At 36.8% G+C, this 3,122-nt stretch carries 2 protein-coding genes; both read right to left on the bottom strand.

The genetic code is table 11. The features are described from left to right. The coding region (locus V7K30_RS04180; protein ID WP_334997405.1) for a condensation domain-containing protein at positions 1–1,710 on the bottom strand (1,710 nt) is incomplete at its 3' end. Between the two features lie 2 nt (positions 1,711–1,712). Next, the coding region (locus tag V7K30_RS04185) for a non-ribosomal peptide synthetase (protein ID WP_334997406.1) at positions 1,713–3,122 on the bottom strand (1,410 nt) is incomplete at its 5' end.

Genomic DNA, 3,122 nt, shown 5'->3' on the forward strand with positions numbered 1-3,122 from the left:
TTGAATATTTAATTCTTGATAAGTTAATTCTTGTTTTTCAAACACTACAGCAACTGCATCTGGAGTCAGTTCTACTTGCTTTTCAAATAATTGATCAATACATTTATCTTTTGGATATTCACTCTCCGTTTGATTCCATTCTACTAATAATTGATGCCGTTCGATTTCACTCAATAAGGGTAATTCATTTACAGTCATTTGAGGATTAACCACAATTGCTGATAATAAGTTCTCAAAATGTGCAGCTATTCCCTCAATGGTTCGGCTATCAAATAGATCAGTGTTATACTCCCATTCTCCTTCTAAGCTTTGAAAAGTTTCTGATATTGATAAGGTTAAATCAAACTTAGCTATTGGGAAGTCTTGCTCTAACTGACTCAAAGTCAACTCTGGTAGTTCTACAGAACCTACTGGGGTGTTTTGCAGAACAAACATAACCTGGAATAAAGGTGAATGACTTAAAGACCTTTGTAGTTTTAAGGCTTCTACAACAAGTTCAAAAGGCACATCTTGATGTTCATAAGCTTTTAGTGTGGTTTCTCTGACTTGGTTTAGTAATTTTAAGAAACTGAGATTATCTTTAAAATTACTTCGATAGACCAATGTATTCACAAAAAAGCCGATTAATGATTCTATTTCTTTGTAATGGCGATTAGCTATTGGTGAACCTATTAAAATATCTGACTGTCCACTGTAACGATATAGTAGGGTTGCCAATCCTGCTAACAGGGTCATAAATAATGTAGTTCCCGACTCTCTTGAGAGCTTTTGCAATTTCTGGGTTAATTCCTGCTTTAAACTAAATCTATGTCTTTTACCTTTGTAAGTTTGGATACCAGGCCTTGTCCTGTCTGTAGGGAGTTGTAATAGTTCTGGTGCGCCTGATAGTTGCTGCTTCCAGTAATTTAGTTGGTTTTCTAATATTTCCCCACTTAACCATTTTCTTTGCCAAATAGCGAAGTCTGCATATTGAATCGGTAATTCTGCTAGTGGTGATGGATTTCCTGTACAAAAAGCTTGATATAAACTGGATAGTTCTTGGCTAAATATCCCCATTGACCAGCCATCGGATACAATGTGGTGCATTGTTAATAATAATACGTATTCTGTGGCTGATATTTGTAAAAGACTACATCTGATTAAAGGTGCTACTTCTAGGTCAAAAGAGGTAGAGGCTTCTTCTATTATTTGTTGCTTTAAAAGTTTTTCTCGTTCTGTTTTTTCTAAATGTTGTAAGTCTATCACCTTGATATTTAAGGTGATTTCTGGATCAATTATCTGTCTTGGTTTACCGTTTATTGTTGAGAAGCTAGTTCTTAATACTTCATGTCTGCGTACTATTTCTATGAGAGTTTGTTGAAAGGCATTCAGATCTAAGTTACCAGTGAAACGAATGGCTGCTGGCATATTGTAGGTGGCTGAACTCCCTTCCAGTTGGTTGATAAACCATAATCTTTCTTGGGCAAAGGATAGAGGTAAGTCTTGGTCTTTAGGAATAGTTTGAATCGGTGGAATAGTAGTAGATGAGACTCCAATAACTTGTTGTAAAAATGTCAGAATTTCTGTTTTGTGTTCAGCAATTTCTTGACTAAGTGCAGACGTTAAAACTCCTTTAGGAGATTTACAATGTAATTTTTCTCCATCGACGGAAAGTTGAATATTTAGTTCATTGAGTTTAGAGAGGAATTCAATCAAGTTCAAGTTTGTCATTTTCAAAATTCCATTTCCTCGATGTTTGCTTCTGATTTTTCTTCAAAATTTTGTTGTTCGCTGAGAACCGCATCGATAATAGTCCGGAACTGAGTTAATTTTTGATCTAGTTCTGCTACTGTTGGAAATTCAAAAATTGTTCTTAGAGGTATTATTTCTATTTGAAAAGTTTCTCTGACTCGGGATATTAATTGGGTAGCAAGTAGGGAATGTCCGCCTAAGTTAAAGAAGTTATCGTAGATTCCTACTTTAGTTACTCCTAAGACTGATGCGAAGATGTTGGCTATTATTTTTTCACTTTGTGTTCTTGGTGCGATGTATTCGTCTATTCGCGCTATTTCTCCGTCTGGTGCTGGTAATGCTTTCCGGTCTATTTTGCCGTTGGGTGTTAAGGGGAGGGTTTCTAAGAAGACAAAGGCTGATGGTACCATGTATTTTGGTAGCTTTTGTTTTAAATCTTCTCTTAGTTGATTACTGTTTAGGGATTCATCTAAGGTGATGACATAAGCTACTAAACGTTTGTTATCTGCAATGTCTTCTCTGACGATAACTACTGCTTGTTGAACTTGAGGATGGTTGTTAAGAACTGCTTCTATTTCTCCTAGTTCAATGCGGAAACCTCTTATTTTTACTTGATTATCGATGCGTCCTAGAAATTCTATGTTACCATCTGGGAAATAGCAAGCTAAGTCACCTGTTTTATAGAGACGACCTACACCAAAGGGATTAGAAATAAATCTCTCGCTTGTTAATTCGGGGCGGTTGAGGTAGCCTCTGGCTAAACCATCTCCACCGATGTAGATTTCACCTGGTACACCGATAGGTGTTGGTTGAAGATGGTTGTCTAGGATGTAGATTTGGGTATTGGCTATTGGACGACCTATGGAAATTTTCTCGCTCCCATCGTTGATTCCTACCGTAGCACAAACAGTAGACTCGGTAGGACCATAAGCATTAAAGAAACGACGACTAACAGACCATTGATTTGCCAATTCAATTGAACAAGCTTCTCCTGCCACAATTATCTGACCCAAGGCTGATAATTCAGGAGGGGATAATACAGCTAAGGTAGACGGAGGTAATGTTACATGAGTTACAGAGGACTGTTCTATTATTTGTTTTAAATCATCTCCTGGCATTAATTTAGAAGCCGTTCCTAAAACTAACATGGCTCCATGAGTCACTGCCATAAATATTTCCCAAACAGAAGCATCAAAACTGATCGAAGCAAATTGTAGAATACGACTATAGGGTTCGACATCAAATAAATTTTTTTGTATTTGAGCTAGGTTACACAAATTTTGATGTTCAATGGCAACTCCCTTGGGTGTCCCTGTAGAACCAGAAGTATAAATGACATAAGCCAAATTCTCGGAATTTACACCTGTATTTAGATTGAATTGACTCTGTTG

The sequence above is a fragment of the Nostoc sp. genome (assembly GCF_036917655.1).
Taxonomy (GTDB): Bacteria; Cyanobacteriota; Cyanobacteriia; order Cyanobacteriales; family Nostocaceae; genus Nostoc.